Here is a 24,474-nt window from a genome sequence, read left to right as displayed (position 1 = left end):
CATTCTCATTTTATATCATTTTCATAAAAAAAGGAACGTTTTTCTTATCATTCATTTGAAAGTATGATACCATTAATTAATAAAAGGAAGGTGATATTCATGATGGAACTTGTAAGATGGGAAGAATACAATACCATGGATGAACAGAATGGAAAAGAACTAAAAACACTGCTTGATCAACTGGCAGTCGCAGAGGATGATCAGGAATTTGATCAAATATATCTTACGATTAGTCAAATGCTGATACAGGATGGAGAAAGTAATGAATGTGGTGTATTCGCCTTTCCTTTTCTTGTTCAAATAACCTTAAATCAAAGTGATATCAACCGTATCATTCAAATGCTGGTATTATTGGGAATGTTGAAAACATTTAATCATCGTATAGATATCTTTGATTTCCACCAGAAAATATATACAGATTATTATGAAGCTCTTTTTATTTTACAGGAACAGATGATTTATATTATGAATCCATCGAAAATGAAAGAACTGCCTGTGGATGATAAAACAGAATTAGCCCGTATCTGGCTGTCTATCATGGATATTGGTGTTGATTATTTACCATTTGCGACTACCGGATGTTTTGATGAAGCTTTCTCTATATCATGCCCATATTGTACCGCAAAGATTGAACAGGTCAATTTATTTAATAGTGATCAAAGAAATACCATTACTATATCACCAAATCGAAGAATCTCACCTGCTCCTTTTCTGGCACCTTTAGAAAATACAGGCATTCTCTTCCAACGTTTTCTAAAGGATTTAAAAGAGGAATACTTATCCAGTTGTCTGCCTCTATTATATGGCACAATGGTATGTCCACATTGTACTGGCACGATTCGTGTGATCGATGGTATCATTGATTATTTAAAATATGAAACAACTTTAATCAATATGCCTCAAGAAGAAGAAATTACTTTTTTGATTGATTATGCAAATAACCTACGTATTGAAGACACAAAAATGGCGCATCATTATTTAGTGAGAGCTTTATTTTTATGGAAGATGTTATATCCAGAAGGTGTTTCAAAAGAAGAAGTGCGTATTTATAATTCTTTAACTGTATGTTATCGTCTGGTTTATGATCATGGAAAAGAAAGAACATGTGCAGAAACAGCATTATCTTTAGCACTAACTCTTCATGATGACCAGGAGGAACTTGCCAGAGCTTATGCTAATATTGGTTTAACATACCATAAAAACGAAGAACCTAAAGATTCCCCAAGTAATACAAAAGCTTTAGATTACTATCAAAAAGCCCTTGATATCTACACAAACATTCAGGGCAGTCAGGGAAAAGACACAAAGATCTTAAAGAAAAATATTGCGATGATCTTAGGTATCTCCTCTGATATGGAAAAAGCGATTGAAGCATTGGATGAACAAATTGAAGAAGAAAGTGATGCTTATGAAATCGCTGATTTATATAAGAAAAAATGTGATATTTATATAGATCATGGACATTTCACTGAAGGATTAAAAGCATATGAATATTATCTGCAATATCATATCAAAGAATATGGCGAGGATAGTGATATCGTTGGTGATTGTTATGCTGAATTAGGCGATTATTGTATGGAGTGTAATTATTATAATTATGCAATGGAATGTTATCATCGCGCAAAAGTAATCATGTTATCCTGTTATCTAAATGCTTTACAAGAGGATGATGGCTATATGGAAAGCCTGACATTAGCTGACTGTTACAGCAGTATGGCACATTGTGCCCACCTCATGAAGCAAGATATCACAGCATTTACCTTGATAGAATCCTGTTATGCTTTAATTATGAAATCACAGCCAAACACTCCTACCAAAGAAAAAGGAGATGCATTGTGCTTCATGGGTGAATTAATGGAAGGCTTTGATCAAAAAGCCATTACTATGGCTTATTATGAAGCAGCACTAGACATGTATAAAAACACCCAAAATTATGATATGACACGGAATGAAAATATCTTTCTTGAAGAAGCAGATGATTGTGATGTAATTATTCAATCACTTTATGAGAAAATAAAAAAACTGAAACATACTGCGTAAACCATAGTAAACGTAAAAAAGACGATTATCGAAATCGTCTTTTTATTATCGCTATGATCAATTACTCTCCGCTAATCGCAAGCTCCTTAAATTTAATAGAAGGTGCACCAATGCCTGAATAACTAAATTTTAAATCATTTCCAACAGCTTCTATTTCTTTCATTGCGTCCATAAAGTTTCCTGCAACTGTAATTAAATTGATTGGTTTTACAATTTTACCATGTTCTACATAAAAACCACTGGATTGTAAAGAAAATTCTGTACTGATGGGATTTAATCCTGCATGTAGTCCGGTAATATCTGTAATGATAACCCCCTGTTCCATGCTGCTTACCATATCATCAAAGGAAGTATCCCCATTTTGAATATAGAAATTCGTTGGAGAAATGCCTACATTGCTGGCGTATCCTGCTTTAAATCCATTGCCGGTAGATGTGGTATTCATTAGTTTTGCACTTTTTAAATTATGCAGATATGTCTTTAGAACACCCTGTTCAACTACCGTTTTCTTTTTACAGGATACCCCTTCATCATCAAAGGAACAACTGGAATATCCATAGTCCATTAATGGATCATCTATGATGGTAATTTTTTCATTAAAGACCTGTTTATCTAAAGAATCTTTTAGAATAGATATACCTTTGCTGGCATTTTCGCCATCAAACAGTCCACATAATGCACCCAGCAGACTGATCATCGTATCCTTTTCCATAATGACTGGATAATTTCCACTTGGAATTTGTGTCGCATTAAGTTTGTCACAAACCTTTTTAGACAATTTATTTGCGAATGCTTGTACATCAATGTCTTTTTCATCCATGATCACAGCCCAATCGTAATCACTTTTTACATCTTCATGATCTTTTGCCATCACTTGCGCCATAACCATAGAATAAGAATTACTATCACTTAATGAAAGCTGCTTGCTGTTTAATATACTTCTTGTGACATCACTTTCCGCATAATCTACACTCATGACCTGTTCAATACGTTCATCACTTGCGTAAATTGCCTCTTCAATCTGTTTCAATAAAGCGATTTTCTCTTCACTGCTTTTTAACTTGAATGTATTTTCTTTCTGTTTAACTTCTGGATAACTATCTTCTCCAGCATAAATTTCTACTTCATCTTCACTGGTGATAATACTTGCATTATCCATCAATTGTGAAAGGGCATAATCCATATTGGCATCACTGGCATCTTCTAAATAACAAATTCCCATTTTTCCTTGATAAATTCCACGAATGGCTACTCCATCACATTCACTGATTGTAAATCCATCAACTTTATGTTCAAACAACTGAATACTGGTAGAAGAAGATTTCTGCTCATAAATTTCAAAATCTGTGATTCCACGTTTTTCGGCTTCCTTCATCCATACTGTTTTATTCATGTGCATTACCTCCATCTTTTCCACCAACAATCATAGAGCTGACACGAATGGCAGGTTGACCAACATCAGTTGGAATAGAACCACTGCTTGCACCACACATTCCCTGTGCACGCTCTAAATTCTTACCTACTTTATCAATTTTCAAAAGGGTATCTGCACCATTACCTATTAATGTAGCACCTTTTACTGGTTTATCAATCTTACCATCTTTGATCAAATATCCTTCACGAACAGAGAAGTTATAATCACCTGTACTTGGCTCTACACTTCCTCCACCCATATTTTTGGCATATAGACCGAATTTGATATCCTTGATCATATCTTCAAAGCTATCTTCACCTGGTGCAATAAACGTATTGGTCATACGTGATACTGTTTCATATTTATAAGATTCTCTACGTGATGAACTGGTGGATGCCATATGCATTCTTCTACCGTTCAGCGTATCGATCAAATAGCTTTTTAAAATGCCATTTTCAATTAATACATTACGTTTGGTAAAGTTACCTTCATCATCAATATTTGCACTACCCCATGCGTTTGGAATTGTTCCATCATCAATGGCTGTTACACAATCACTTGCGATTTTCTGTCCTAATTTCCCACAGAATACGGACTGATTTTTAGCGACAGCAGCTGCTTCTAAAGAGTGTCCACATGCTTCATGGAAAATAACACCACCAAAACCATTATCAATAATAACCGGCATCACACCACTTGGACAATCATCTGCATACAGCATCGTCTTGGCAATTCGTGCTGCCTCTGTACCAATTTCTTTTGGCTGATGTGTTTCATAGAATTCCATTCCTTCATGACCACCTGGTGCACAACTTCCTGTTTCTACTAATTCACCATCCTCCGCAATTGCATTCACTGCCATTCTTGTATGAACACGACAGTCTTTGATATAACGCCCTTGGGAATTCGATATTGCGACATGTTGCTCCTTATCTAAATAAGTAACCATAACCTTTTTAATTACTGAATCATATGCCATTGCTGCATCATTTGCTTCCTTCATCAGTGCAATTTTTGTTTCTGCATTTACACTTTTTGGATAAACCTTGATTGGATGTGCATTTTCATATTCCACTTCCTCTAATGGTTTTACATCAATGATCCTTTCTCCATGAATAGCACCTGCCAAATTACTTGCTGTTTTCATCAGATTTTCTTCACTTGTATCGTTGGTATATGCATAAAATGATTCTACATCATGATAGATACGCAGCCCAATACCGTATCGAATACCACTATTTGCACTTTCTACCACTCCATTCAGCATTGAATAAGAGGTATTGTAGTTTGTTTCTTCAAAGATTTCTGCAAAATCCCCACCTGTTTTCAATGCTTCCTGCAAAACTTTCTCTAACAGAGATTTTTCTAACATAAATTTTCACCTCGCTATGAAACATTATACTATGATTTATAGCAGGACACAACCAGCAAACTCTGTGCTTTTCACAAAATCTTGACAGCGTTTCCAATTATACCCTAAACTATATTTCCAATCTCATTCTTCAAATTATAATAAAGATATAAATAGAAGAGGGATGATAGTCATGGCAAAAATCATTTGAAAGTTCATCATAGTATTGTTTTGTTTAGTTATTTCATCAGAAAGGAGAAAATCATGGCAAAATCTGGTAAACTATTCATTTTCGTTATTTTTTTCTTATTTCTATGCTGTGGATGCAAGGCAGATCATTATACATTGATCATTTATGAGCAAGAACCTGTCAAGAATACATTACAGAATCAAAAAGTAAAAGAATTTGATCAATTCATGACCACAATTATGAATCACAGTGAAAAAGCCAACATCAACAAAGATAATCTACCAAAAAGCAATCCATAATTCAAAGGCGATTTTTGAGGTTGAGAAAGGCAAATCTTAAATCTCCTTCATATTTAAAAAGACGAATGTTTCACATTCGTCTTTATCTTATTCTTCACTTGGTGTTGTATTTTCTGTTGTTGGCACAATATATTGTACCGTGATATCTTTTTTGCCTTCATTTCCGCTGCTGTCCTTAACTTTTAACGTATAAGTAACTGTTTCATTTTTATCAGATAATTCTTTTGGCCATCCTGTAATTTGATCAGATGCAATGACACCATCCACATCATCTTCCGCAGTAGCGTTCACAAAAGTAATCAGCTCTTCTAAGGTACTTGTTGGTTCTAATGTAAATACTACCTGTGCATTTGCCACTGTAATAACGGGTGCTGTTGTATCTTTCACAACGATAGGGATATCAATACTGTCATTTTTATAAGTAAGTTTTGCTGTATATTCTCCAGCTTTTGTCATATCCACATGAGAGAAATCTATTTCAATTTCCTTCATGATATCATCACTTGCTTCCACATAAGTAGAAACCTTTTCACTCAGTTTTTTATTTAAGCCAACCACAAAGGTAGATTTCTTTAATTTAATACCTTTGATATCAGATTCTTTTGGTTCTTCTTTCTTTGATGTTGTTGTCGTTTCTGCACTTTCTGGAACCTTAAATGGTTCTTTTTTATTATCGATCAAGGTCTTTTTCGCAAATCCTAATGCCACAATCAATAAAATAACGATGATGCCGCCAATTAGGACAACTTTTTCTGCTTTACTAAACTTTAACATAAAATCTCCTTCCCTGAAATTTTCACGCTACTTTATTATAGCATATACAAATAGAAAAAATAATCAAAAATATGCCGATTCTAACGGTATTTTTCACTTTTTTTACATTTGTTCCAAAAAGGTTTACAATTGGATACGCCTTTTATGCATAGATGCCTAATGTTACACCATTTGCGATAATACTGCCACTTTCCAACACACGAATCATGACCATATTTTCCTGTTTCACACTGGCTACATCTTCCACAACAATAAATTCATCTTCTTCTTTTCCACAAAGCCAGTCTTCTTTTTTAATATCAGCTGCTTGTTTCCAGCCTATTGCTGTTAATATCATCTGTTCATTTGATACTACAAGGGCTTCTCCATCTTCCAGTGTGATTTTCACACCATCTAAACATTCTTTTTTTACTTCTGAAATTGTCACATATGTATTTTCATAACCACGTAATCGATCTGTTTCTTGAATTTTATCCGCAACTGCGGGAAACCCCATCATCATGCTTACCTGTGTATCTTTTCCAAATGCCATAATTATTTTCTCCTAAGCTTTGCCATAAAAAAGCCATCGCTTTGATATTCAAATGGGAATATCGTTTTCTGTTCTTCTAAAATAAAATCTTCATGTGTGGATAGAAATGCTTCTATCTGTTTTTCATTTTCTTTTTTATTCAGGGTACAAGTAGAATACACCAGAACTCCATCTTGTTTTACCTTTTCACATGCACAGTTTAAAATCTTTTGTTGTAAAGGAATCAGGGTATCCATATCACTACTTTCCATATGATATTTGATATCACTCTTATTTGCCAAAACGCCATAACCACTGCATGGAACATCACATAAAACGCGATCAAAAGTACCTTCTATATTTTCTAAAGTGGTCGCATCCATAACGACTGCCTTCATACAGGTAATACCCAGACGTTTCGCTCCTTCTTCAATCAAATGTACACGGTGTTCATGAATATCACCACATAAAATTTCTCCTTCATCCTGCATCAGCTGTGCAATATGTGTTGCTTTTGTACCTGGTGCACTGCAGGTATCTAATACACGCATGCCTGGTTTTGGATCTAACAAATAAGCAACCATCTGACTTGCTTCATCCTGAATAGACACAAAACCTTCTTTAAAATAGGAGGTAGCTGCCAGATGACTACCATGATAAATCAAAGCATCTTCACTAACATTTCCCGCCTGAAACAAAGGTTCTTTTTCAAGCAGCTCCTGTTTGCTTATTTTTAATGTATTGACACGTGCAGTTACTGGCTTGATTTCCAGATTACTAAAACAGATTTTTTCAGCGATATCATATCCATATTGTTTGATCCACATATTCACAAGCCATGTTGGATGGCTGGTTTTAATTGCCAACACTTCTTCTTTTTTTCCTACCACTTCTTTTACTTTCTGCTTGTCTACTTTATGTAGCACTGCATTTACTAGATTTGCATATCGCCCATTGATCTTTTTAGCGATATCTACTGCATCATTGATGATAGCATAAGATGGTACTTTATCCATGAAAATCATCTGATACACACTCATATCTAGCAACAATGCGATTTCTTCATGATCCATTTTCTTCACGAAGTCTACCCATTGATAACGACAATAACGATAATTCTGTAGGGTACCATAAACAATTTGTGTAATAAAGCCTTTATCTTTTTCCTGGGCAAGTTCTAATTTTTTCTGTAAAACCAGGTTGCTGTAGCCTTTTTGTATACATATTTCTTTTAATATATTAAAGCTGATCATTCGTGCTTTCATAAACTCCTCCTCATATGAAACTGATAACGATAAATCAAATAACAGCTATAGGTTATCATAAAACCTGCGGCTGTATCACTTAAAAAATGGGCGCCCATTATCATACGTGTGACTGGCATAAAGATAATGCATGCGGTAATCACGATATAACGAAATGGGGATACTTTCTGTAAGGGGTGTGTCTTCCATTGAAGGAAACATAAAATAGATGTAAATGCTGTCGTATGTCCACTTGGGAAGGAATGATTGCCATATAATCCACAAGGTTTATACCAGACACAAAACTGTGCAGCATCTTGCATATCCCGATAACGTATTCTTCCCCAGATATTTTTTATGATAAAGGTCACAAGAATTGCGCTCAATAATACGCAGGTATAAAACATAAAGAACCGAAAATGCTGTTTTATGGTATATTCTGAAAATTTCATCACCACATAATTTACAAGAGCTGTGATAAGCACTGCTACCAACATACACATACACCATACCATCATATCAATATGTACATAATAATGGGTGAAATCTTGAATCATATATAAAGAAACCACCCATCCAAGCAACAGATAGATGCGATTATGATAGATTCGCTTGCACATGCACATCGTAATGACGATCATCAGCTGTACAGGAAGCAATAAAAAACGTTCAAACAAGATACCAATCAGATTTTCTTTATCATAAAAGAAATCTGTAATTTGATAATCATAGAAGGCGCCAATTATCAAAGCAATCAGCACTAATATATAAGGAATCCATTCTTTTTTCTTCATAAGCTACTCCAATATGATCGGTGCCAGATCAATTTCCAGTCTGGCTTTTTGTTTAGATGCGATATGTCGATCATATACATCTTTTACCATTCTGCTTAACTGACGCTGATCTTTACCTTTTAATAAAATCCGTGTTCGTTCTTCATCTTTTATTTTGTGTAAACCTGCCGGTCCTAATACTTTAAATCCTTCTTTTTTCATCAGGTATTCCATCGCATAGGATACACTTTGTGATACCGCTGCTTCTTGTTTATGTTGAAACACCATGGATACCAAATAGGTATAAGGTGGATAATTTGCCATATGACGATACTTCATTTCTCTTTGGAAAAAGTACTGGTATTGATGATTGGCAGCAGCAAGTATCGCATAATGATGAATGTCATATGCCTGGATAATAACTTCTCCTCGTTTATCTCCTCGACCACTTCTTCCACTTGCCTGTTCCAGTAAATCATAGGTTAATTCTGCACTTCGATAATCACTTCTGGCAAGCATGGCATCTCCATTTACAATACCTACCAATGTTACATCTTCAAAATCAAGACCTTTCGCAATCATCTGTGTTCCAAGTAGTATATCTGCCTCATGATTGGCAAAGGCCTGTAAGATATCTTCATGGGCATTCTTTTTTCCTGTTGTATCAGCGTCCATACGCAATATTTTTGCCTGTGGAAATTTTACCTGTACCAGCTCTTCCAGTTTTTGTGTACCCATGCCCAGATATCGCCATGTGGAAGAACCACAGCTTGGACAATGTGTTGGTACCGGCATTTGATAGCCACAGGTATGACATTTTAACTGCTTATCCTGTTTATGATAAGACATCGCCACATCGCAATGAGGACATTGTATCACATGTCCACAAGAGATACATCTTAAAATAGGTGTATACCCACGGCGATTTAATAATAGAATCACCTGTTCTTTTCGTTGTAAACGCTCATAAATTGCATCCAGCATGGTATTGCTTAAAGTCGCATCTTCCCCGTTTTTAATTGCCTGACGCATTTCCACAAGTTTTACCTCAGGAAAGCTTTCATTGATACGCTGTGGCATTTCCACCAAATGATATACCTTTTTTAATGCTCTTGCGTAGGATTCCAAACAAGGTGTTGCACTTGCTAAAACAACCTTTGCATCATGATATTTTCCACGTTCAATCGCAATATCACGACTATGATAGCGTGGCATACGATCCTGTTTATAGCTGGTATCATGCTCCTCATCCATAATAATTAAGCCTAAATCATCAAACGGCATAAAGACTGCACTTCGCGTACCTACAACGATTTGTACCTTGTGATGTTTTACCAGCTGATATTGTTCATATTTTTCCTGTGCATTTAAGCCACTATGATAGATTGCTAGTGCATTGCCAAAACGTCGTTTTACTCGATTTACCATCAACGGTGTCAATGATATTTCAGGGACCAGAAATACCACCTGTTTCCCCTGTTTGATCGTATCTGATGCAAGCTGTAGAAACACTTCAGTTTTACCACTGCCAGTCGCCCCATGTAATAAAAAAACTTCATGATGCTTACTTTTACGTATTTCATGCAATGCCTGTATCTGTTGCGTACTTAATGTAAATTCACTTTCTTGTACCTGTATTTCATTAACAAATGCACTTGCTTCTTTTTCAATGATTTTAGCACATCCCAGTGCGATTAGTTTTTTACCTGGTGTTTTATATTTCTGATAGAATGCAGCTCTGGGCATCAATTTAACGGCTTTTAAATCTTCCAACGCTGTTTTCTGTTTGATCGTTAAGTTATTTATATCTTTTACATATTGTACAAAAGCTTCCATTTTAATTGTACCATGCGTACTTTTCGGTTTTAGCTTTGCGGGCAGCATACACTGAATACAGCTGATTTTAGGTGCAACATAGGTATCAGCCATCCAATCCGCTAGCGTAAATAATTCCTCATTGATAAGTGGCTCTTCATCAATGACGCTATCGATAGACTTGATCTCAAAACCATAGCTTTTCTTTTCTTCTTCACTTATTTCTTTCACTTCACTCACAAACCCGATAATATGTGTTCTTCCAAAAGGAACCTCTACACGTACACCACGCTGTAAATCAAAACCATCACATGCGTAGGTAAAAGTATGATCTAAATGATAGATAGGATGTTCCACAAATACATGTGCAATTTTCATATAAAAAGGCTCCTTTCTCATGCATGTTTTATTATACCATATCATATCCTTTAAGTTTTCATTTATTTCCTGCTTTTTTTAAAGTATAATAAAGAAAGAAAGGGAGGAATTATTATGTGGAATCGTCAAGAATTAAAACAACAGGCAAAACAAATCATGAAACGTTCTTATTGGAAAATGTTCTTGGTTAGTCTGGTTGCCACTATATTGATGGGTATATTATCACGTGTAGATAATCATGGAGGATTTCATTTCACACAAAACATTCAAACTTATAACGATGGGTTCTATAATGTGAATGAGGTAACACATGAAGGTGTATCTTTTGTTTCAGGAATCTTAGGAGGAATCTTTCCATTTAATATTGCCATGCATTTATCTATCATCAGTATCATATCGATTATCGTTGTAATTGCATCCATACTATACAACATCTTTATTTCAAATCCGATTGAATGTGGTGAATGTCATTTCTATATTGAGAATACCGATCATGAAGATACTGATTTTATGACATTGTTTTCCGCCTTTAAACAAGGATATATGAATATCGCGAAAATCTTAGTCATTCGTGATATCAAAATCTTCTTGTGGTCATTATTATTTGTCATACCCGGCGTTATTAAATCCTATCAATATCGCATGTTGCCATATATTCTGGCAGAGAATCCAGATATCACTACACAAGATGCATTTGATCGAAGCAAGCAGTTAACAGATGGTCAGAAACTGGATATCTTTGTTTTAGATTTATCCTTTATTGGATGGTATTTTCTAGGTAGTATTTTATTTGGCATTGGCTTGTATTTTGTATATCCATATTTCAAATCAACAAATGCATTATTATATTTGTACTTAAGCGATCAATATCGAGAAAATTCTTATTACCACTATTAAAAAGGAAACCGCAAGATTTCCTTTTTTTTAAAACATATCCATATCCTCTTCAAAATTCTTAAAATATCCTACAAAAATATTTTGCATTGCCTGACATGGTATCTTTAAAGAAATCCCACTGCCTTCTTTTTCACTAATAGTTAAATATCCCAGATAAAACATCAGGGAACAAAAATCATCCAAAGAAAAATGTGAATCCATCATAAATTCTTCACTCATAAAAATAGAAGGCTGTTCTCCATTCACAAGACGCTGGATACATTGATTTCTTTGATAATCCTTTGATATCTGTAAGAGGCGATGTAATTCTTGATATTCCTTGACAATTGATTTTTCCAGTTCTTCACTTGATTCAGAATCATGATAATGCGTTTCATCAAGATATCGCAAGATTAATTCCGGAGGATATAAATGATGTTTTCCATCTTTTGAAAACAAATATCCATCAAATTTTTCTTTGATATGATCCATGAAAGTATGCTGAGGCTGTACACTGCTCATACATTGTAAGATTTCATTTTCATTAAGTCCCATCATTTCGTGAAAATCAGAATATAGCGAAATATTTACGCCAATTTGATTATCCATGCTCATAGTATCTAATATAATAGGCGTGACGCCTGTCACCATCACTCTTTGTATAATGCCCTTTTCTTTTCCTATTTTTAAGGTTTCATAAAATTTACGAATGAATCCATTCTTTCCTATCATATTCTGAAAATCATGGAAATGAGTTGACATCAATTCATCAGAAAAATGATCACATTCATCCACCATAATATATAATGGACAATCAATGAACTGTGTCACTACATCAAGAAAATCGGACAAAATCGCATAGGGATTTTGATCAATATCTAAATCTATCGATGCCTTTATCTTCCGCATAAACTTCTCACAAGTATTTTTGATTTCTTCACAATACGCTTTTTTCAATTCTTTACAATCTTTCATATCCAGTTTTGAGAAATCAAATGTTAATACATGATATTTATTTTTTTCTCTAGTTGGATGATCATGGATATATGTATCATAGAAAAGCTGATCAAAATCCTGTTCATATGATATATCATAATAATAAGAGAGCATGGATAAAAACAATGATTTCCCAAAATGTTTTGGCCGTAAAAACTGAACAAAGCGATCTTCGCAATGCTCAAGTTTTTCTATAAACATGGTCTTATCTATATATAAGCAACGCTCAGTTCTGACATCCTTGTAATCCGAAATCCCAATCGGTAATTTTTTCATGACAGTTCCCCATTTCCCTATGTTCTTATTTCTCTAATTATAACGCATATACATCTTATGTGGAATTAATATGACAATATTTTGATATATAAATTCATATAAAAAATACGATGTTATTTCACATCGTATCCTATTTCTTCGATTGCCTCTTTAATTTGATCTTCGCTTACTTTACTAGAATCAAAAATTACTGTCGCATTGTTTTCCTGTGCATTTGCTTTACATTCACTTACACCATCCAATGCGGTTACTGCATTGTTGACACGTTTTTCACAATTGCCACACATCATGCCTTCTACCATAAATACTTTTTCCATTATGATCACCTCAATTTCTATTATAACGCAAACCTTGATTGTTTGCTTAAGATTTGCTTCTTTCTTTAATCGTCACATGAATTTTGTCGCCTGGCTGTTTTTGTATTACCTGTCGAATATCCTTTCGAATACCGATGATATGGTTCACTGTTTTCATTTTTACCAGACTTCCATCATAAGGATAGCCATCAAATGTCGCATGCACCATTACTCTGCCTTTGCCAAATTCTGCTTTTACATCATATGGAAACTCAATATACGCTCCATCAATGCCTTCTACTTTTTGAATAATTGCGTCAAACTCATATGTTTTATCGTTCATTTTTTCTCCTATACGTTATAGATTGGATCAATCTGTTTCAGCTCTTTAAAGGTATCAATCTCTACAATATCTTCTTTATGTACCGATTTTACCATAACTTTATGATGATCTAAACATTCCCTTAAAGCAACTTCATCCCAATATTTTTCTTTTCCTCCTGGCATACGGAAAACTTTATCAATATCTTCAGACATCTTTTTTCCATCTTCTTTATTCCAGTAAGATATACCAACCATTTGATGACAATCCTGTCCACCAACTGCCAGCTTGCTGATATAACCTTTCTTGGTATAGAAGCACCAATCATCTGTGACATCCATTTTAATACCACAGTAATTGGTAGTATACTCATATTTACGGATGATATCCGGATTAAACAGTAATAAATCACTTTCTAAAACATAAGCATTTTCCATCATATCCTTAATCAGATATGCACTAGAAATGTTGTTTGTTTCATTATATAGTGGATTTTCAATAAATTTAATCTTTGGATATTTATGTAACAATACATCAAACTGTTCTCCTAAATATCCACGTACGATCGTGATATCCTCAATACCAGCTGCAATGACTGCATCTAACAACGTTTCAATAATACGTTTTCCATGTACCAAAACCAATGGCTTTGGTGTATTTAGTGTAATTGGTACCATTCTTGAGCCAAATCCAGCTGCTAAGAAAATTGCTTTTTTTACACGATATGGTTCCAGCCATTCATATCCTTTTAAAGTCACATCATAAATAGAACCATCTGCCTTGATTAATTCCATCTCTGTTAATTCCGCGAGTGTTTTATTAATAGCACCCAAAGACAAGTCCAATTGTTTACTTAAATGACGCTGTGTTAATTTATAATCCTGATGACGTTCGATATATACAAGTGTTTCAAATTGATTTAATGTTAAATTCATAGTTTGTTCTCCTCTTTTATTACATGCCATTTTATTATAGCATATTTTTTCAATATCTTCGTTCCTAACAAAGGATTTATGTTTTTATCACATCAAAAGCAAGGCTTTGACATGCTGTACCATTGATGATTAATGTGAGGGTATGCTTACCTGTATAATGCTTTCTTACACTTGTATCCTTGAAGGATTGTTTTCTTACATAAGATAACTGTTTACCAGCTTTCAGGCTTACTTCTGATAACTTGAATATCTTTTGATTTGTTTTCCCATTTGCTTTTATGTAATCAATACCATATTCTATCCTTATTTTTATATCCTGATCTGATACAATATCAAACATAAAAACTAATTCTTCTCCAATCGCTATCGTATCCTTTTCCAAATGAAATTCTTTTATATGCACTTGATTGATCGCCTGATATCCAAAAAGCTGCATAATCTCTAGATTACCTTTTTTCAATAGACTTCGACAACCATGTTTGATGATCCAATCCGTTCTTTCATCTTTTCCAATCCATGTTTTCATCAGATCAATCACAAGTTGTGGATGCGTTTTCGATATATCATTTAAATTATTAGCGACACTTTTTCTTACATACAATGCATCATCTTTTTTTAATGCTTCTAATATAGGTAAGATTGGTGATGGATCTTTCTTAAACTGTGGAATGGATTGACCCCAAGGAAGCATTGGACGACATCCCTCACTAGCAAGCCTTCTGACATGTTCACTTTCATGTGTTGTCCACACTAACATTTGCTTCATCATCCGCTTTTCATCTTTTAAAATAAATGCTCTTACCGCAAATTCCGATGACCAGTATTGGGTATTTCGCTCTAACACTTTAATAGATATATCCCAATCATCTAAGCCAAATACTTCTACAAAATCAGGAAAGAAAATCGCAAAAGAATAACCAGAAACCGCTTTTTCAAGGATATCTATCGCCATTTGATAGTTCGATGGCAGGCATTTTCCTAAACTTATACTTATCTTACGACATCTGGCTTTTAATTCTAATGTTTCCCATTCTTCATCAAAAACCAGTTTCAAAAATCTTTCTACTTGAAAATCTTCATCATAGGAATGCAGGGTATACGCAAATTTGCGCATGGTTTCTTCTTGAAACATATTCTTTAGTGGTTCCATCATGGTTCTCCTTTCCACAGTTTCTATTTACTGTGAAACAATGGATTCCTCCAAATAACTTATAAATTCCTCTATATTCTCAAACATCTGATATTTGGGGAATCCTTTTTCATTTTGCTTTGTATATGTTAAATGCACAATACAAAACATATCCACGCCTTCCATTTGCATTACATATAATACATCATCATTTGCATCACATTTCGCTATCGCATAGATGTCTTTCCCAAATAAGAAATGATCTTTTTGAATTTCTTTTTTTAATTCTTTATCAAATGAATTTTCAATTGGAAGAATATGCCAATTGAAATCCTCCCCATATTTCTGAATCAAACCATCAAATATTTTTTCATACATAATCGTACACCATATCCTATCATCCACATTGCAATATTAATCATATTTTATCAAAATTTCTATTCATTAAATCATGTTTTCAATATTGCAGTATGTTTTTCTTTTTCAAATGCACGCATACACTATCTCCTCATATATATCATTCATAAACTCATTATGACATCTTTCTTATGAATGCACAAGAAAAAAAAGTGTTCTACATGAACACCTGATATCATCTAAAACTTACAATTCTTCTATCCTTGTATACATTTCTTTTTTGTCTTTTCCCGTTAAAAGGAACTCTGTAAAGAATGCTATCGCTATGATGACAATGATATTCAATAACAATCGAATTAGTGTAAATTTTATTCCTAATGAAGATATCTCAAACAACAATAATGGAATACGAATACTTGCACTTGAGCATATAAAGAGTATAACATTGGATATCCCGCTTCCTTTTTTAAGTAAAACGCCTGTGACAGGCAACAACGCATATAAAGGAACTGCTGTCACCATTCCCAATAATAATGAAGTGATCATCCCTAATAAACCAGATTGTTTTCCCATTATTTTTACCATTGTTTTCTGTTTGATCCAAATATCCATAAGGCCTATGCATATAAAAACAGGAACAATCATAAATATAAAATTCAGAAAATTTTTACGTGTAAAATATAATATCGTATATTCTTTTTGTGGCTGATAAATCCATATACCAATATTGATAATCACTAATAGAATAAGCATCCCATACTTCTTTAAAAATTCCATGATAAACATAGCCCCATAATCCATGCGGTTAGAAAAGCAAACAAGAAGGATAATGTATTTCTAAGTATCGCTGTTTTTCTACCCAGATATTTGATTTCCATAGGTAAGCTTACGATTCCTACCATCGTTAACGTGGAAATAAACACTGCGATTTGCATGATACCTGCCCCATTTTATAATAATTGGGCAGTGATTGGAAATGCCACCAATACAGGAACTAAGGTAATCGCTCCTAATAATGCAGCCATAAGCATCCCCATAAAACCACTTTCTGTCCCAATGATAGAGCGTATCGTTTCTGGAGTAATCATCGCCAGCAGTAAGCCAACCACAAGTATGATGGATATAAACTGTGGGAGTACCTTCATGAACATTTTCCATGCTTTATGTATGGCTTGTTTTGTTTTTTTACGATCCTTTTGAAAAGATATCACAAGTAACATGGCACTTATCACATACATCAAAATCACAAATATCGTATTCATATCATCAATCGCCCCCCATCTTTGCTTTCTTTAATCTTGGATATACTATAAGCGCTAGAATACCACCAAGTAATGCCGTTATCAATTGAGATATAGAAAACATATTGGAAATGATAGATGCTTGTTTTTCAGGTAGTTGTAATAGCACAGGAACCGCAAATTTTACTATACTGATATATAAAACTAGATATTTCGCAAATGCCCCACTAAGCAATGTATACATGTCATGTTTTTTCTGATTTCCTAGGAAATACCAAATTAAAACCAATGTAAGATTTCCCAACGCAATCAATGGAATTATACTGATGAGTGGGCCAATGCCAAAAAATTTAGCTGCCACAGGAGAAAGTATCGCCACACATACACCTGATGACAATCCACAAACCATTACGGATATAATCAATAACATATTAACGATGGAACCTGTAATGAGGGGATTTCCTAAAGGCGTAGTGGCTGCCTGTAATACGATTAGTAAAGCTATAAAAACAGCTGTATTGCTAATCCAAAGAACACGATTGTTTGATTTCATAATTCTCACCTTATCCTTGCTTTTTATGTATCTACTATACTATAATTTAGCCAAATCTCTTGTTGCATACGCAACAAATGAAAGGCAAGGTGGCATATGAAAGACTATCTACATGATTTATCCAAGATGAAATTGTTCTCAGGTATGAAAACAAATGAAATAGAAAAACTGCTTGATTGCCTTCAAGCCAAACTTGTTCATTATGCAAGTGGTGAATTTATAATAGAAGAAGGCGATAATATCCATACATTTGGTATTATGTTATCGGGGCATGCACGTTCCATTAAATGGGATTCCTCTGATCGCATCATTATTTTAACATTGCTTGAAAAAGGTAGTGAAATTGGTATTATGCTTGCTGCACGACCTGAAAAAGAAAGTCCTGTATATGTTCAGGCACAAGAGGATGTCATAGTTCTACAGATTTCCTATGATATGATGTTCACAAATCCTGTGAAAGTCTGTTTAAAATATGAAATATTCCTACGAAATTATATTGCGATCGTCGCTGAAAAAGGCATTCTTTTACATGAGCGCATTACTTGTCTTACAAAAACAACCGTTCGTGAAAAGATATTAACTTATTTGTATGATATATCACATAAACAAAAAAACTCTGTCATCCAACTGCCACTCAATAGAAACGCGCTATCTGAATATCTTAATATTGAACGCAGCGCACTTTCAAGGGAATTATCCAATATGAAAAAAGATGGTCTGATTGACTATCATTTGAACACATTTAAATTGCTTTAAGTAGTAAATCAGCTATTCTTTCTGATTTCTATCAGACGAAATACATCATGATATATTTTGTCTTTATCTTCCATATTGATCATCAACCATCTTTGACCATTACCTTCTTTGGTTTCATGATAAATATCTTGCAGTTCCTGTGTACACATTGGTAATATAGTTTCCACTGATGCTTTTTCTCTTTGTCCCACTACTACCATCACTGTAAAATAATGTTCTCTTGGATAAATCGTACATAATGTCTTTCCTGATTTTTTAAATTTAATATTCCATCCTTTTTCCCAACTACAAGCGCTATATTCTATTTTTTCATTACATTTATATAAATTTTTCATTTCTGTACAAAATTGCATAAAACTTGCATTATTCACTAATTCTGCAATTTCATCTAACGCAGGACAGTAATTCCTATCTAATAAATCTATCATATAACTTCTCCTCATTTTTATAATTATTAAACGTTTGTTCGTGTAATATGCTGAACAAAATCTTTTTCATAACAATCCAGCTCGTCTATATTTTGAAATGTGATACCCGATCTTTGAAACATAACATCATAATCATAATTTCCACCTTCAAAATCAACCCAGTAATATCCATTGCTTTCATATAAAACAATATTTCCCAAACCTTGATCCGAATGCATTTTAATCCAATATTGATGTCCAAATTCACTTAATCCAGCTTTATCCACTTGTATTCCTAGTGTATCCCATTTTGCTTTTTTACTAAGAAACCATGTCTGGAATTGTTGAAACACTTCATCCATAAAAATCCCTCACTCCTTTACCTTTGGTTATACTTAACAAGGTCTTCACTCAATGGAAAATACGCTTTAAAGTTTTCCACCAATGCTTGTTGATCACTTATAAACAATGTCAAACAACTATCCCAGCAGACAATCTCAATACATGCTAATGGATGCTGAATAGAAACAGGATTCTCCCAAAAACCTCTGTAGCCATCGGCATATGGATGTGGATATTTTAAAACTTCTGATAGTGGGATACTTTTATCAAAACCAGATAGGACTGCCCAATCCCATTGCCAATCTTCTTCTTGAACGATTTTAGTTAATTCATCTCCTGATATCCAACAGTAATGTTTCTGATCATAAAGTGCTTCGATTTTTGAAGAGACATGATCCACATCGCTAATTAGCCAGTTATACGCACATTGTTTTTGATGGATTGCTTCAAATACTTTACTCATTCTTGTATAATAACGCTCACCTTTTTCATTAATTGCACCATATATCATAATCGTACCTCCCATCACCTACACCCTGATAAATCCATCACGCCATTTTAATTCCCCAATTTTCCATCTGGATACTGCCCATTCTGTTCGCTTATTCACCATTTTCATTTTTTCTAATTCTTGATTTGCTTTATCTTCTGTGAGAAAAAAAGAACTTTCTATGATATCTATCTCATCTAGATTATCATTCGTATTCCAGCCTTGTATAATCCAAACTGTATCTGGCTTATGATCAATACAATCAGATATTTTTTTGTATTCAATACGATATGTACAAGGATAATCACAGAATCCCTGAACATTCGCAAGATAATATTTAGCTGTTTCTATCGCTTGTTTTTCCGTTTCAAATACACCGATATCAAATTCTTCTTTATAATCATCATAAGATAATTCTGAATCTGTCATAATCAATCGATATAGCCAATATGGAAACGTATATCCATCTTCTGGTTCTCCAATCGGATAACCTAATACGACTGTGACTTTATCCTTAAATAACTGTAGCCATGTATCCCATTCTGATTGAGGCATTTCTGCATATAATTGTAAACCACTGGGTTCTAAAGAACCTTCAATGATTTTTCCACCATCTCCATACCACTTTGGACATCCATTTTCAAAACCAGTCCAACCTGGCATTTGCGTAAAGATTTCTTTTACTTTTACCCATAATTCCTGTGGTATAGTATAGTGAATATTTAAGTTAACACAAAAAGTTTCCATATTTTTCTCCTCACATAGATTTCTTACTTAGTTACACGACTCATTAAGGAATTATTCATCGTTTGCTTCAAAATCTTCATAGTATGCGATAAAAGAAGCGATGATATCCTTTCTTGAACGAACATACTCCCCTTCTATACCACCATTTTTTAAGCTATCAATCCATTCTATATCAATCATACAGTCAACATCCATATGGATATTGTATTTGGCTTTTTCAATAAGATCAATATCACTTTGATCTCCTATACAATATAAATAACCGCACAACACACGAATATATTCTGAACTGCCTTCTTGATAATGAGTAATCTCTTTTTCTATCAAGGCGCGTATTTCTTCTTTTGGTATTCTGTCAAAATCAAATCCATATGTACGTAAAAGCACTTGTGCCCTTTGTTCATTATTCATATAAACACCACTTTCCATCTATCATCTTCATTATACTATTTCCTGTACCATTTAAATATAAAAAATATAAAAAAGTGTCCATCCTTAATTCTAGGACAGACACTAGATGAAATTACATTTCTCTTGGCAGTACATATCGTTTTACTAAATAGATACCAAGTTTTAATAAGATATTGACAGCCAATATCGCAATAGAGATAAAAGCAGTTGCTTCAATTAATGATTGAGAGTCAAACTGTGGAATCAATAGGGATAATGGCATCGTTTTGAAGTTAGATAAGAAGCTGACTGCGGATATTGTTACCATACTGTTCACAAACATATAAGAGAACATTTCCACAATGGTTGCTTTCGTACAAGGGATATATACATCCTTTAACATATTTAGTTTAGATATCCCCAAAGTAATAGAAACATCTTCAAGATTTGAATTAAACTGCTGTAAAGAATTATATGCCATCAAGTATGGTGAAGCAAAGAAGTGCGTCATATTGACCAATACCAAGATTGCAATTCCACCATATAGAATGCTTCCTTTGAAAAACAAGACATAGCTTAAACCAAGTACAACACCTGGTATTGCTAAAGATACCATAGATATCAAATGTAATGCCATGGTAGAAAAACTGTTTTTACTGCGAGCTGTGATAAACGCTGTAAAATAAGTAACACAGATACCAATCAGACTTGTAAATAAGGCAATCGCCAAAGAGTTTAACAGATACATCCGCACACCTAAATCAAATGCCTGCTTGATATTATCTAATGAAAAACTCATATCACTTGGATAATGCTTCACAAATGATAAAAACGCAAAAGTCAATATAGGTAAAGAAATCATAATCACAACGGCAATACATACGATATATGCAATGCAATCACGTCTTTTGTTTTCCTGAATCACAAAGGCTTTTGTGACAGTAGATGAATTGCCTTTGTTTTCATTTTTCATATCCATAATAAATGCGATAAATGCAGGAATCAGTAAGATGATACCAATGATTGCACCTTTACTGAAATCTAACAGACCAATAACTTCACGATACATATATACAGGTAAAGTCATAGATTTTCCACCAACAACCAAAGGAACGCCATAGTCTGTAAAAATCATTGTAAAGGTCGCAAAGATTACAGAAATCAATGGTCCTTTGATATTAGGCAGCGTGATGGTCATAAATTGTTGACGTTTGGATAATCCCAAGACCGTGGCAACTTCATATGTTGTGTAATCTTCATAAGCAAAGATATCTGTCAACATTAGAAATGCTGCCGGGAATGAATACAGGATACTTCCCAGAATGATTCCATTATATCCATATAAATACATATTCACATGAAATAAATTGGTCAAAATACCATTATCTCCAAATAATAGTACCAATCCCATACCATGAGAAATACTTGGAATCAGCATGGGCAATGTAAATGCCAACGTAAATACAGAACGATAGCGAATCTTGGTACGATTCATAAACCATGCCAGCATGAGCGCTAAAGATACTGATAATATGGTGGCGATACTTGTACATACAAATGAATTTATCAGCATTGGCACAAACTGTGGTGATGCGATAATTTTACTGATATCCGCAACATCAATATTGATGAGCAATGCCACAAGCGGACAAAGCACAGATACAATCAGAAATACCGCAATCAGCAGCTTGGCTCCACGAAATCCTCTATTCTTCATAGACTTTCTTCCCTGTGCATACACAAAGACTTGCCAGCTTGCTGTCTAAATGCGCAATCACAAAATCTTTAATATACTGATTTGCCGGATGTTCATATATATTTCTTGGGGTATCAATCTGTTCGATATTTCCTTCACTCATAACCATAATACGATCAGATAAATAGAATGCTTCTTCTTGTTCATGGGTAATAAAAATCATGGTAGAATTAAATTTCTTCTGAATTTCTTTTAATTCTTTTTTCATAACTTCACGCATACTAACATCTAATGCAGAAATTGGTTCATCTAATAACACGATTTTAGGATTCAATGCCAATGTTCTTGCGATAGCTACACGCTGTTGTTGTCCACCAGATAACTGATTAGGACGCTTATTAATCTGATCATGCATACCAATGGCTTCTAATGTAGATAGTGCAATCTTTCTACTGTCTTTTTTCGTCTGTTCATGTAGTTTTAAAGCATATTCTACATTTTCAAGTACTGTCATATTTGGGAATAATGCATAGTTTTGAAAGATGATTCCCATTCCTCGTTCATCTGGTTTTAAATGTGAAATATCTTCCCCATCCATTAAAATCGTTCCACTTGTCTGTGTTTCAAGTCCAATCAGAATACGCAGCAAGGTTGTTTTTCCACAACCGCTTGGTCCCAGCACACTTAGAAATTCTCCTTCTTTTACATCAAAGGAAATCGTTTTTAATATATCTTTGTTGTCGAATTTTTTATATAGATCTTTTACAATCAATTTTGATTTATTTAATACTTCCACAAGTCCAGCAACCTTTCTTTTTCATTGATATCTTCGATTCCATGCATATCCGCATATGGAATTTCATCAGGATAATTTGGTATCGTAATCTTTTGATTTTTCAATATAATTTCTGGAGAGAAATGTTCTTTATCATATACCAGGAAATCATTGATGATAAAATCAAATACTTTGTTTACATCCTCCTTATCTGCACTATGTTTCATTAAAGCAGTTCCGGTCAGAGAATAAGGAGAACCTTCTGGTGGATAGATAATTTCAAATGGAGAGCCTTCATTGATTTGGTTCACAGCCTGAAATGTCAGTCCCAATCCAATACCGACTTCTCCCTGAATCAATAGTTTAATCGGTCCACTGCCAGATTCTGTGAATTGTTTTACATAATATTCCAGCTGATCAATATAATCCAATGCTTTTTCTTCTCCCATAGTATTCACCAGACTCTTATAGAAGAAGTATCCGGTACCACTAGATTTTGGATCTGGCATAGCGATCAGATTATAATATTCTTGTTTCAATAAATCCTGATACGTATGTGGAATCGGCAGATTATGTTTTTTCATAACATCTGTATTGATGATAAACGCTCCCGCCTGACGTTCCCATGTAACGTATTTATTTCCATGATCTTCCGGACGCAATCCATCTAAATAATCTAACGTGCTTCTGCCTTTGATATCTGCCAGCTGATCTTTGATTTTTTCCATATAGCTGCTTTCTAATCCAACAATGATATCCGCATCACTTTGATCTTTCTCCACAGATATCTTTGCGGCAGATTTTGCTGTTGGCACATACATAACCATGACATGCAAATCCGGAAATTTTTCATTCAATTGCTTCTGTAATTCTTCTCCACGAAACTGTTCCATAGAAGAATATATAATGATGGCATTTCCCTCTGAGCGTATCCCAACAAGTAATGCCATTGCCGCAACTATCAGTCCTATGACGATTTTCTTCATAGACTCACCCTCACAATCTTGTTCACTTGTTTTCCATTATAGCATTACTTGTGAACAAATAAAACCACTAATTTGATTTTTTTACTTACATTTTTGAAATATATATCCAAAATAT

29 protein-coding genes are annotated in these 24,474 nt (G+C 34.1%); 4 read left to right on the top strand and 25 right to left on the bottom strand.

All coding sequences use genetic code 11. The features are described 5' to 3' along the window. Positions 1–102 precede the first annotated feature (102 nt). Positions 103–2,040 (top strand): tetratricopeptide repeat protein, encoded by a 1,938-nt coding sequence (locus tag DW114_RS11520; RefSeq protein ID WP_147322627.1) that lies wholly within the window; start codon positions 103–105, stop codon positions 2,038–2,040. 61 nt (positions 2,041–2,101) lie between these two features. Here DW114_RS11520 and DW114_RS11515 read toward each other — a convergent pair whose 3' ends face one another. Both DW114_RS11515 and DW114_RS11510 read right to left on the bottom strand, forming a co-directional pair. Further along, complete coding sequence (locus DW114_RS11515; RefSeq protein ID WP_117453898.1) at positions 2,102–3,433, bottom strand: TldD/PmbA family protein; 1,332 nt, start codon at positions 3,431–3,433, stop codon at positions 2,102–2,104. Next, positions 3,426–4,826 carry a TldD/PmbA family protein gene (locus DW114_RS11510; RefSeq protein WP_117453897.1) on the bottom strand — a complete coding sequence of 467 codons (1,401 nt, stop codon included), beginning with the start codon at positions 4,824–4,826 and terminating at the stop codon, positions 3,426–3,428. Before DW114_RS11510 ends, DW114_RS11515 begins: the two co-directional genes overlap by 8 nt. A gap of 243 nt (positions 4,827–5,069) precedes the next feature. Here DW114_RS11510 and DW114_RS11505 point away from each other — a divergent pair, with 243 nt between their 5' ends. Next, the gene (locus tag DW114_RS11505; RefSeq protein WP_117453896.1) at positions 5,070–5,294 is read left to right on the top strand and encodes a hypothetical protein; all 225 of its coding nucleotides are present in this window, start codon (positions 5,070–5,072) and stop codon (positions 5,292–5,294) included. Positions 5,295–5,381: 87 nt separating this feature from the next. On the opposite strand, the gene DW114_RS11500 is transcribed toward DW114_RS11505, so the two are convergent. The 5 genes from DW114_RS11500 to priA all read right to left on the bottom strand — a co-directional run bounded on the left by DW114_RS11500 (position 5,382) and on the right by priA (position 10,789). Further along, positions 5,382–6,068, bottom strand: a complete 687-nt coding sequence (locus DW114_RS11500; RefSeq protein WP_117453895.1) for a hypothetical protein — start codon at positions 6,066–6,068, stop codon at positions 5,382–5,384. Positions 6,069–6,210: 142 nt separating this feature from the next. Next, positions 6,211–6,600, bottom strand: a complete 390-nt coding sequence (locus DW114_RS11495; RefSeq protein WP_117453894.1) for a hypothetical protein — start codon at positions 6,598–6,600, stop codon at positions 6,211–6,213. Between the two features lie 2 nt (positions 6,601–6,602). After that, entirely contained in the window at positions 6,603–7,844 is a 1,242-nt protein-coding gene (gene rsmB / locus DW114_RS11490; RefSeq protein WP_117453893.1) for a 16S rRNA (cytosine(967)-C(5))-methyltransferase RsmB, read from the bottom strand. Further along, the gene (locus tag DW114_RS11485; RefSeq protein WP_117453892.1) at positions 7,841–8,617 is read right to left on the bottom strand and encodes a phosphatase PAP2 family protein; all 777 of its coding nucleotides are present in this window, start codon (positions 8,615–8,617) and stop codon (positions 7,841–7,843) included. The genes rsmB and DW114_RS11485 overlap by 4 nt, the downstream gene beginning before the upstream one ends. Before the next feature lie 3 nt (positions 8,618–8,620). After that, on the bottom strand, positions 8,621–10,789 hold the full coding sequence (gene priA, locus DW114_RS11480) for a replication restart helicase PriA (protein WP_117453891.1): 2,169 nt from the start codon (positions 10,787–10,789) through the stop codon (positions 8,621–8,623). A gap of 114 nt (positions 10,790–10,903) precedes the next feature. Here priA and DW114_RS11475 point away from each other — a divergent pair, with 114 nt between their 5' ends. Further along, a complete protein-coding gene (locus DW114_RS11475; protein ID WP_117453890.1) occupies positions 10,904–11,686 on the top strand; it encodes a DUF975 family protein in 783 nt (260 codons plus the stop codon). A 27-nt stretch (positions 11,687–11,713) separates the two neighbouring features. On the opposite strand, the gene DW114_RS11470 is transcribed toward DW114_RS11475, so the two are convergent. The 10 genes from DW114_RS11470 to DW114_RS11430 form a co-directional block, all read right to left on the bottom strand. Continuing rightward, on the bottom strand, positions 11,714–12,937 hold the full coding sequence (locus DW114_RS11470) for an AAA family ATPase (protein ID WP_117453889.1): 1,224 nt from the start codon (positions 12,935–12,937) through the stop codon (positions 11,714–11,716). 113 nt (positions 12,938–13,050) lie between these two features. Beyond that, complete coding sequence (locus tag DW114_RS11465) at positions 13,051–13,254, bottom strand: cation transporter (RefSeq protein WP_117453888.1); 204 nt, start codon at positions 13,252–13,254, stop codon at positions 13,051–13,053. A gap of 46 nt (positions 13,255–13,300) precedes the next feature. Further along, positions 13,301–13,576, bottom strand: a complete 276-nt coding sequence (locus DW114_RS11460) for a DUF1905 domain-containing protein (protein ID WP_117453887.1) — start codon at positions 13,574–13,576, stop codon at positions 13,301–13,303. Positions 13,577–13,584: 8 nt separating this feature from the next. After that, positions 13,585–14,490: a phosphocholine cytidylyltransferase family protein gene (locus DW114_RS11455; protein WP_117453886.1), complete on the bottom strand. Its 906-nt coding sequence runs from the start codon at positions 14,488–14,490 to the stop codon at positions 13,585–13,587. A 76-nt stretch (positions 14,491–14,566) separates the two neighbouring features. Next, complete coding sequence (locus tag DW114_RS11450) at positions 14,567–15,640, bottom strand: DNA alkylation repair protein (RefSeq protein WP_233509456.1); 1,074 nt, start codon at positions 15,638–15,640, stop codon at positions 14,567–14,569. Between the two features lie 27 nt (positions 15,641–15,667). Then, complete coding sequence (locus tag DW114_RS11445; RefSeq protein ID WP_199483570.1) at positions 15,668–15,997, bottom strand: hypothetical protein; 330 nt, start codon at positions 15,995–15,997, stop codon at positions 15,668–15,670. A gap of 225 nt (positions 15,998–16,222) precedes the next feature. Beyond that, the gene (locus DW114_RS11440; RefSeq protein ID WP_199483572.1) at positions 16,223–16,729 is read right to left on the bottom strand and encodes a permease; all 507 of its coding nucleotides are present in this window, start codon (positions 16,727–16,729) and stop codon (positions 16,223–16,225) included. Positions 16,730–16,740: 11 nt separating this feature from the next. Further along, complete coding sequence (locus DW114_RS21515; RefSeq protein ID WP_199483574.1) at positions 16,741–16,911, bottom strand: hypothetical protein; 171 nt, start codon at positions 16,909–16,911, stop codon at positions 16,741–16,743. A gap of 15 nt (positions 16,912–16,926) precedes the next feature. Continuing rightward, on the bottom strand, positions 16,927–17,238 hold the full coding sequence (locus DW114_RS21510; protein ID WP_199483576.1) for a hypothetical protein: 312 nt from the start codon (positions 17,236–17,238) through the stop codon (positions 16,927–16,929). A gap of 4 nt (positions 17,239–17,242) precedes the next feature. Then, positions 17,243–17,770, bottom strand: coding sequence for an ECF transporter S component (locus DW114_RS11430; protein WP_117453883.1), 528 nt, complete (start codon positions 17,768–17,770; stop codon positions 17,243–17,245). Between the two features lie 96 nt (positions 17,771–17,866). Here DW114_RS11430 and DW114_RS11425 point away from each other — a divergent pair, with 96 nt between their 5' ends. Then, complete coding sequence (locus DW114_RS11425) at positions 17,867–18,526, top strand: Crp/Fnr family transcriptional regulator (protein ID WP_117453882.1); 660 nt, start codon at positions 17,867–17,869, stop codon at positions 18,524–18,526. Positions 18,527–18,534: 8 nt separating this feature from the next. Here DW114_RS11425 and DW114_RS11420 read toward each other — a convergent pair whose 3' ends face one another. The 8 genes from DW114_RS11420 to DW114_RS11380 form a co-directional block, all read right to left on the bottom strand. Then, positions 18,535–18,954 carry a DUF3788 domain-containing protein gene (locus tag DW114_RS11420; protein ID WP_117453881.1) on the bottom strand — a complete coding sequence of 140 codons (420 nt, stop codon included), beginning with the start codon at positions 18,952–18,954 and terminating at the stop codon, positions 18,535–18,537. 26 nt (positions 18,955–18,980) lie between these two features. Beyond that, complete coding sequence (locus DW114_RS11415; RefSeq protein ID WP_117453880.1) at positions 18,981–19,295, bottom strand: hypothetical protein; 315 nt, start codon at positions 19,293–19,295, stop codon at positions 18,981–18,983. 17 nt (positions 19,296–19,312) lie between these two features. Next, positions 19,313–19,786, bottom strand: coding sequence for a hypothetical protein (locus DW114_RS11410; RefSeq protein ID WP_199483578.1), 474 nt, complete (start codon positions 19,784–19,786; stop codon positions 19,313–19,315). Positions 19,787–19,804: 18 nt separating this feature from the next. Further along, positions 19,805–20,512 carry a hypothetical protein gene (locus DW114_RS21690; RefSeq protein WP_233509453.1) on the bottom strand — a complete coding sequence of 236 codons (708 nt, stop codon included), beginning with the start codon at positions 20,510–20,512 and terminating at the stop codon, positions 19,805–19,807. 51 nt (positions 20,513–20,563) lie between these two features. Then, on the bottom strand, positions 20,564–20,923 hold the full coding sequence (locus DW114_RS11395; RefSeq protein ID WP_117453944.1) for a hypothetical protein: 360 nt from the start codon (positions 20,921–20,923) through the stop codon (positions 20,564–20,566). Between the two features lie 112 nt (positions 20,924–21,035). Next, a complete protein-coding gene (locus DW114_RS11390; RefSeq protein ID WP_117453879.1) occupies positions 21,036–22,619 on the bottom strand; it encodes an ABC transporter permease subunit in 1,584 nt (527 codons plus the stop codon). Beyond that, on the bottom strand, positions 22,609–23,394 hold the full coding sequence (locus tag DW114_RS11385) for an ABC transporter ATP-binding protein (protein WP_117453878.1): 786 nt from the start codon (positions 23,392–23,394) through the stop codon (positions 22,609–22,611). The genes DW114_RS11390 and DW114_RS11385 overlap by 11 nt, the downstream gene beginning before the upstream one ends. Then, entirely contained in the window at positions 23,382–24,359 is a 978-nt protein-coding gene (locus DW114_RS11380) for an extracellular solute-binding protein (protein WP_117453877.1), read from the bottom strand. The genes DW114_RS11385 and DW114_RS11380 overlap by 13 nt, the downstream gene beginning before the upstream one ends. Between the last annotated feature and the right edge of the window lie 115 nt (positions 24,360–24,474).

The sequence above is a fragment of the Absiella sp. AM09-50 genome, assembly GCF_003433845.1.
Classification (GTDB): domain Bacteria; phylum Bacillota_I; class Bacilli_A; order Erysipelotrichales; family Erysipelotrichaceae; genus Hoskinsella; species Hoskinsella hominis.
This window is presented reverse-complemented; position numbering and strand designations above follow the sequence as displayed.